The organism is Acetobacter papayae (assembly GCF_047721125.1).
Taxonomy (GTDB): Bacteria; Pseudomonadota; Alphaproteobacteria; order Acetobacterales; family Acetobacteraceae; genus Acetobacter; species Acetobacter papayae.
The window spans coordinates 1-7,781 of record NZ_JBDNWF010000057.1 but is presented as its reverse complement, the minus strand read 5'-3'; the positions used below and the strand labels follow the sequence as shown (position 1 = coordinate 7,781).

Below are 7,781 nucleotides of genomic sequence, written 5' to 3'. Positions count from 1 at the left end.
TGTCGGGGCGGGCCGCCAGTTCCTTGAGTTGATCGGCTGTCAGCAGATCGTGAATCTGTACGTCAATCTGCAGGTGCTTGAGCACGCGCTGGTTTTCAAGCGAGGCAAGCTGCTGCTCCAGTTCCTGCAACTGGGCCTTGTCCACCGGGCCGGGCGAGGTCAGCAGGGTGCGGATCTGCTTGTGCAGGCCGTGCATCTGCTCCATGGCGGCTTTGGGGTCGGCCGGGCGGTTTGCTTCCATGATGGCATGGAGCTTCTTTTTCTGGTCGGCACTCAGCTTGATGCCGTCAAGATGCATGAACGGGCTGCCGGGGCCACAATGCATGGGGCCGTGGGGGCCATCATGGGGGCCGTGCATCATGTCGTGCATGGGGCCATGCATGGTGTCGGACATGCCTGCTGTTCCGGCGGCAGTGCCGTGCGTGGTGGCGGCTGGCGCGCTGTCCTGCGCATGGGCCAGTGCCGGAACCCCGGCCGCGACCAACCCTGTCATCAGGGGCAGCGCCAGAAACATTTTTGACATGGTCATGAATATCGCCTTCGCGTCATATATGTCGTTCGCGGGGGGTAAAAACCCCTCGTGTAGGTGCTACCATTGCCTGTTGTTATGTCGGAAAAAAGGCGAACACGGTGGTGGTATCCTGCGCGCTCTTTTCCACAGGCTGTTTTGCTGGTAGGACAGGAGCCACTTCACCTTGCGAGAGTGACGGAACGGTAGACGTAGTCGACTCAAAATCGACCGCCGAAAGGCATAGGGGTTCGAATCCCCTCTCTCGTACCAAATTTTCCTTTCTGTTTGAAATTCGGCCAGACTTATGAACGCGCTTTCTCCCTCCGTGCTGTCCCGTCCATCCGTCCGGCCGCTTAATCCGTGCTTTTCGTCTGGTCCGTGCGCCAAGCGCCCCGGCTGGACTGTGGGCGCGCTGTCTGGCGCGCTGGTGGGCCGTTCGCACCGCTCGCCCGAAGGCCGCGCACGGCTGAACGATGTTATCGTGCGTTCGCGCCGGGTGCTGGGCGTGCCGCAGGACTGGCATGTGGGCATTGTGCCCGCCTCCGATACGGGGGCGATGGAAATGGCGCTGTGGTCGCTGCTGGGTGAACGCCCGGTGGATGTGCTGGCGTTTGAGAGTTTTTCTGCCCTGTGGGCGCAGGACATCACGGCCCAGCTCGCGCTTGAAGGCACGCGCGTGCTCAAGGCCGACTATGGCAGCCTGCCCGATCTGGCACAGGTGAACTGGGCGCATGATGTGGTGCTGGCCTGGAACGGCACGACCTCCGGTGTGCGCTTGCCCGGCGCAGAGGCCATCCCCGCCGAGCATGACGGACTTGTGATCTGCGATGCCACATCGGCGGCGTTCGCCATGGACCTGCCATGGGACCGGCTGGATGTGGTGACATGGTCGTGGCAGAAAGCACTGGGCGGAGAGGCAGCCCATGGCATGATCGCCCTTTCCCCCCGCGCTGTGGCACGGCTTGAAAGCTACAAGGCCCCGCGTGCCCTGCCCAAGATTTTCCGCATGACCTCCAAGGGCGCGCTGATCGAGGGCATTTTCCGGGGTGATACCATCAACACCCCATCCATGCTGTGCGTGGAAGATGCGCTGGACGGCCTGATCTGGGCGGAGTCCATCGGCGGGCTTGAAGCGCTGAAGGCTCGCAGTCAGGCCAGCCTTGCGGTGGTGAGCGAGTGGGTGGAAAAAACCGACTGGGTTGAATTTCTGGCCCGGAATCCTGCGGAGCGTTCCTCTACGGCTATCTGCCTGCGGATTATCGCACCGTGGTTTACAGCCCTTGATGCCGCAGCGCAGGGCAAGGCGCTCAAAGCCATGCTGGCCCTGCTGGAAACCGAAGGCGTGGGCTTTGACCTTGCCAGCTACCGCGATGCCCCCACGGGCCTGCGGATCTGGGGTGGTGCTACGGTTGAGGCGGCGGATGTCAGCGCGCTGCTGCCTTGGCTGGACTGGGCTTTCGCCCAGATCGCGCCGCAGGGCTGAGCGCCGCCAGCCCTCACCTTTTCACGGCTTTTGTCCTGCCAATTCCATTCCTGCGGGGAATGGTCTAGAATCTCGCCCGCAAGAGGCTGGCGCAGGGGTCGGTCGTTACAGACGTTAAAAGGTGAATCATGGGTTATCGGGTCGCTGTTGTAGGCGCAACGGGTGCCGTCGGGCGGGAAATTCTCAAGACGCTGGCCGAGCGGGAATTTCCGGTTGATGATATTGTTGCGCTGGCCTCCCCGCGTTCTGCTGGGCGCGAGGTCTCGTTCGGCAACCGCACGCTCAAGGTGCAGAACCTCGAAACCTTTGATTTCACCGGCTGGGATATCGGGCTGTTCTCGCCCGGTGGGTCCGTTTCCGCCAAATATGCGCCTATTGCCGCCAAGGCTGGCTGCGTGGTGATCGACAACACCTCGCATTTCCGCATGGAACCCGATGTGCCGCTGGTGGTGCCGGAAGTGAACCCCAACGCGCTCAAGTCCATCAAGCGCAACATTATCGCCAATCCCAACTGCTCCACCATTCAGATGGTGGTGGCGCTCAAGCCGCTGCATGACCTGTTCACGCTCAAGCGCGTTGTGGTGTCCACCTATCAGGCGGTGTCCGGCGCTGGTAAGGATGGCATGGACGAACTGTTCGCCCAGACACGCGGCACGTTCGTGAACGATCCGCCCAAGGTGGAACAGTTCCAGAAGCAGATCGCGTTCAACTGCATTCCCCAGATCGACCGTTTCATGGATGACGGCGCGACCAAGGAAGAATGGAAGATGCGAGTCGAGACCAAGAAAATCCTCGACCCGGAAGTGGAAGTTATCGCCACCTGCGTGCGCGTGCCGGTGTTTATCGGTCATTCCGAGTCCGTTGTGGCCGAGTTTGCCGAACCGGTAGACCTTGCCCGTGCGTATGAAGCCCTGCGTGAGGCTGAAGGCGTAGTGGTGCTCGATAAGCGTGAAGACGGCGGTTACGTCACCCCCATCGAATGTGTTGGTGAGGATGCAACCTATGTCTCGCGCCTGCGTGTGGACCCCACCGTGCCCAACGGTCTGGCGTTCTGGTGCGTGTCTGACAACCTGCGCAAGGGCGCTGCCCTGAATGCTGTGCAGATTGCCGAAACCATGATCGCTCTCGACCTGCTGCCCGTGCATGCCTGATGAGGCCGTGTTGCGGAGTCCGCGTGGCCATTGGCCACGCGGCTGCGCGACATAGGGCTTAACAGGCGCACAAACGGGCTGACAGGTCGTGTGGATCACACGGCTGAGTGAGAATCCCGTGCCTCTCGGTCTCGTGTTGAGCGGTTCAATTGACCGCTCCAAGGTGCGGGGCGTAGGACAAAACGATGCAAGCCCGCTGGGCTCCGATCCAGCGGCGGGATAGAGACGGGGTACAGGCACCAATGCAGGATATCCGCAAGGCCCTCTATGTAGGAAGCCGAAGCGACGGAACGCTGATCGAGCGACCCATGTCGCCACATCTGCAAGTCTACCGCTACCGGCTTTCCATGGTTCTTTCCATATCGAACCGGATTACCGGCGTGATCGCTACAGGCGGGGCCGCTCTGGGCGTGTTCTGGCTGGGGGCCGCGGCCAAAGGGCCGAAGGCGTTCAACACGGCGCGCAAGGTTACGGGCAACCCGCTGGGGCAGCTTGTGCTGCTCGGCTGGCTCGGTTCGGTCGTGTACCACACGGTTGGCGGCCTCCGCCATCTGATCTGGGATGCGGGTTACCGCTACGACAAGGAAGAGCTGAACAAGGACGGCCCTGTTGCCGTCAAGGTGACGGCAGGCGTGAGCGCTGTGCTCGGTATTGCTCTGCTGTGTGTCGCTGGCCGCCGCAGGCACGCCCGCGCCAAAGCAGGGAAGGTGTCCTGATATGAATACATCCACGCCTCATATCGAGGTCATGCGCTCGCAGCTTGGCCGCGCGCGCGGCCTTGGGGCCGGTCAGTCCGGCACGGCGCACTGGTGGGCGGAACGCGCTTCCGCCGCATCGCTCCTGCCGCTTTCAACGTGGTTTGTGGTGCAGATGTTCCGCCTTGGTGGGGCAGATCACGCCGAAGTGGCCCGGTGGGGTGCAAAGCCCTGCAACGCCACCATGCTGGCAGCGGTCATTATCACCACCTTCTACCATGCGCAGGTAGGCCTGCAGGTGATCGTGGATGACTACGTGCACGGCAAGGCGCATCTGCCGACCCGTCTCGCGGTCAAGATCATTACATCCCTGCTGGGGCTTTTGGGTGTGTTCGCCGTCATCAAACTGGTGGCTGGCGGCAGTTCGGGCAAATAGCCCGGCCCTTTGCTGCTGCACTGAAATCCTGCGCCGCCCGGCTGTGACAGCCCGGTGCGGCATGAACCTGAACGGACTGACAGGCCTAACGCACATGGGAGCGCCGTCACGATGAATGCCAATTCCTCTCCTTCCAGGGGAGCTTACCGGATTGTAGATCACGCCTATGATGTCGTGGTCGTTGGGGCGGGTGGTTCCGGCCTGCGCGCAACACTGGGCATGGGGGCCGCAGGCCTGAAAACTGCCTGTGTCACCAAGGTTTTTCCCACACGTAGCCATACCGTGGCCGCACAGGGTGGTATTGGTGCCTCTCTGGGCAACATGGCCGAGGACAACTGGCGCTGGCACATGTACGACACCGTAAAGGGGTCGGACTGGCTGGGCGATCAGGACGCCATCGAGTTCATGTGCCGTGAGGCCGTGCCGTCCGTGCAGGAACTCGAACATTTTGGCGTGCCGTTCTCACGCACGGAAGATGGCCGCATTTACCAGCGTCCCTTCGGTGGCCATATGAGCGAATACGGCAAGGCCCCCGTGCCGCGCGCCTGCGCTGCTGCCGACCGCACGGGCCATGCCATTCTGCACACGCTGTACCAGCAGTGCCTCAAGCATAACGTGGAATTCTTTGTCGAATATTTCGGCATTGACCTGATCATGGATGACGAAGGTGCTTGCCGCGGTGTCATGGCATGGTGTCAGGATGACGGCACCATCCATCGCTTCAATGCGAAAATGGTTGTGCTGGCCACGGGTGGTTACGGCCGTGCTTACCAGTCCTGCACCTCCGCCCACACCTGTACGGGCGATGGCAACGGCATGGTCATGCGTGCGGGCCTGCCCACGCAGGATATGGAGTTCGTGCAGTTCCACCCCACGGGTATTTACCCCGCGGGCTGCCTGCTGACCGAAGGCTGCCGTGGTGAAGGCGGTTACCTCACCAACTCCGAGGGCGAGCGTTTCATGGAACGCTATGCCCCCACCGCCAAGGATCTGGCCTCGCGCGATGTCGTGTCCCGCGCGATGACGATCGAAATCAAGGAAGGCCGTGGCTGTGGTCCCAAAAAGGACCATATCATGATGCATCTGGAGCATCTGGGCTCCGACCTGCTGCATGAACGCCTGCCGGGTATTCTGGAAACGTCGCGCATCTTTGCGGGTGTGGACGTGACCAAGGAACCCGTGCCCGTGCTGCCGACCGTGCATTACAACATGGGCGGTATCCCCACCAATATTCATGGTGAGGTCGTGCGCCCCACGGCTGATAACCCCGATGCCGTGGTGCCGGGTCTGATGGCTGTGGGCGAGGCCGCCTGCGTGTCCGTGCATGGGGCGAACCGCCTCGGCACCAACTCGCTGCTGGATCTGATCGTGTTCGGTCGTGCGGCGGCCCGCCGCGCTGCCGAGGTGGTCAAGCCGACCGACTTCACGCGGCCGCTGCCCGCCGGGGCTGGTGAGTTCGCGCTCGATCGTCTGGACAAGCTGCGTTACGCCAAGGGCGGCACGCGCGTTGCGGCCATGCGTGAGCGCCTCCAGCGCGACATGCAGACGCATGCAGCCGTGTTCCGCACGCAGGAAAGCCTTCAGGAAGGCGTGGACAAGATTCACGAAATCTGGGGCGGCGTTGGCGATATTTCGGTAGCGGATTCCTCACTGATCTGGAACTCGGATCTGATGGAAGCGCTGGAATTCGAAAACCTGCTGGCCAATGCCACCGCCACGCTGGAAAGCGGTCTGGCGCGGCACGAAAGCCGTGGTGCCCATGCCCGTGACGATTTCCCTGATCGTGATGACAAGGAATGGCTCAAGCATTCCGTGTCCTGGCTGGACGAAAAAGGCGGCGTGAAACTCACATACCGTCCGGTACATATGAAGACCCTGACCGATGAGGTCGAGGTTTTCCCGCCCAAAAAGCGCGTTTACTGATCCGCAGGGCAAAGGGAGGCGAACATGGTCGAACTCAGACTGCCGCGCAACAGCACCGTCGGGACAGGCAAGACCTTTCCCGCACCGGCGGGCGCGAAAAACGTCAAGTCATTCAAGATTTATCGCTGGTCGCCGGATGACGGCAAAAACCCGGTGATCGACACCTATGAACTTGATCTGGATACATTCGGGCCGATGGTGCTCGATGCCATTATCCATATCAAGAACGAGGTGGACCCCACACTGACCTTCCGGCGCTCCTGCCGAGAGGGGATCTGTGGCTCGTGCGCCATGAATATCGATGGCGAAAACACTCTGGCCTGCCTCAAGCCGATCAAGGACATCAAGGGCGATGTGCGGATTTATCCGCTGCCCCATATGCCTATCGTCAAGGATCTGGTGTCCAATCTGGACGGGGCTTACGCACAGCTTCGCTCCATCCAGCCCTGGATGCAGGCTGACAGCGCCCCGCCGCCCGATGGCGAGCGCCGCCAGAGCATTGAGGAACGCAGCAAGCTCGATGGGATGTGGGAATGCATTCTGTGCTTCTGCTGCACCACCTCCTGCCCGTCTTACTGGTGGAATGGCGATAAATATCTGGGCCCGGCCGTGCTGCTGGCCGCCTATCGCTGGATTGCCGATAGCCGCGACGAGAACACCGGCAGCCGACTGGATGCGCTTGACGATACGTTCAAGCTCTATGCCTGCCGCACGATCATGAACTGCACCCAGACCTGCCCCAAAGGCTTGAACCCGGCCAAAGCTATCGGGCGGATCAAGGAACTGCAGCTCGAACGCAAGCTGTAAGCTAGATACGCGCTACCTGCCTTGCGTGGGTAATGCGACAATAAGCCCCGGCGCGAAGTTTTTCGCGCCGGGGCTTTTTTATATTACAGGTCTGAAAGGGGATATTTCCGGAAGGGTTACAGTCTCAACATGGAAAGAGAGAGTTGATTGTCATGTTGTTGCTTTTCTGCCCAGTGGAAAGAGCGGTCTGTGATGGAAATGGGCTGATCATTGGTTGGAACGTATTAGGAGCTGTAACCAGCAATTGGTTGGCATCGTATCTTATATATTGATCTTATGAATGCTGTTCGCGGAATATAATAAGCTGCGATGAGCGATTTTATGATCTCATATAATTTTCTGGACGATTGGAAGCATAGTATGACGTTCTTTAGAAAGAAGGCATCTTCTCTCTTTCTGTTTTTTATGCTCCTTCAAATATCTCAGACAGTCTCTGCCGCACCTAAACATATGGATGACGGTTGGGAAAATTATGTCAATTCTCGCTACCAATATCAGATTTGTTATCCATCCCGATTGTTAAAGCCTCAAGGTGAGCCTGATAGTGGTGACGGGCAGCAATTTTTAGCTACAGATGGTGGTAAACTAACGGTTTTTGCTCGTAATAATGTTGTAGGGCTGGGAAATGACAACGGACAGTCAGAGACTTCTCTATCTAAAACGGTAGAAGACGAGATTTCTTATATGGAAGGGTCAAAAGGAAAAACAACTTATAAAGTAATAAAAAAAATTGGGCCGTTTTTTCTGGTTATAATCAAATGTTAAAGGAATTTTA

8 protein-coding genes and 1 tRNA gene are annotated in these 7,781 nt (G+C 59.5%); 8 read left to right on the top strand and 1 reads right to left on the bottom strand.

Annotated elements, in window-relative coordinates:
* A partial coding sequence (locus ABF757_RS11935; protein WP_415482549.1) for a Spy/CpxP family protein refolding chaperone occupies positions 1 to 529 on the bottom strand: 529 nt, incomplete at its 3' end.
* Between the two features lie 168 nt (positions 530 to 697).
* On the opposite strand from ABF757_RS11935, the gene ABF757_RS11930 reads away from it, so the two are divergent.
* The 8 genes from ABF757_RS11930 to ABF757_RS11895 all read left to right on the top strand — a co-directional run bounded on the left by ABF757_RS11930 (position 698) and on the right by ABF757_RS11895 (position 7,771).
* Positions 698 to 781, top strand: a tRNA-Leu gene (locus ABF757_RS11930).
* 34 nt (positions 782 to 815) lie between these two features.
* The gene (locus ABF757_RS11925; RefSeq protein ID WP_415482548.1) at positions 816 to 1,994 is read left to right on the top strand and encodes a phosphoserine transaminase; all 1,179 of its coding nucleotides are present in this window, start codon (positions 816 to 818) and stop codon (positions 1,992 to 1,994) included.
* 128 nt (positions 1,995 to 2,122) lie between these two features.
* Complete coding sequence (locus ABF757_RS11920) at positions 2,123 to 3,145, top strand: aspartate-semialdehyde dehydrogenase (protein ID WP_415482546.1); 1,023 nt, start codon at positions 2,123 to 2,125, stop codon at positions 3,143 to 3,145.
* Between the two features lie 242 nt (positions 3,146 to 3,387).
* Positions 3,388 to 3,861, top strand: a complete 474-nt coding sequence (gene sdhC / locus ABF757_RS11915) for a succinate dehydrogenase, cytochrome b556 subunit (protein ID WP_025861087.1) — start codon at positions 3,388 to 3,390, stop codon at positions 3,859 to 3,861.
* 1 nt (position 3,862) lies between these two features.
* Entirely contained in the window at positions 3,863 to 4,276 is a 414-nt protein-coding gene (gene sdhD, locus ABF757_RS11910; protein ID WP_025861088.1) for a succinate dehydrogenase, hydrophobic membrane anchor protein, read from the top strand.
* Between the two features lie 111 nt (positions 4,277 to 4,387).
* On the top strand, positions 4,388 to 6,199 hold the full coding sequence (sdhA, locus tag ABF757_RS11905) for a succinate dehydrogenase flavoprotein subunit (protein WP_415482545.1): 1,812 nt from the start codon (positions 4,388 to 4,390) through the stop codon (positions 6,197 to 6,199).
* A gap of 24 nt (positions 6,200 to 6,223) precedes the next feature.
* A complete protein-coding gene (locus ABF757_RS11900; RefSeq protein WP_025861089.1) occupies positions 6,224 to 7,006 on the top strand; it encodes a succinate dehydrogenase iron-sulfur subunit in 783 nt (260 codons plus the stop codon).
* Between the two features lie 309 nt (positions 7,007 to 7,315).
* Positions 7,316 to 7,771 carry a hypothetical protein gene (locus tag ABF757_RS11895; protein ID WP_415482544.1) on the top strand — a complete coding sequence of 152 codons (456 nt, stop codon included), beginning with the start codon at positions 7,316 to 7,318 and terminating at the stop codon, positions 7,769 to 7,771.
* Positions 7,772 to 7,781 lie beyond the last annotated feature (10 nt).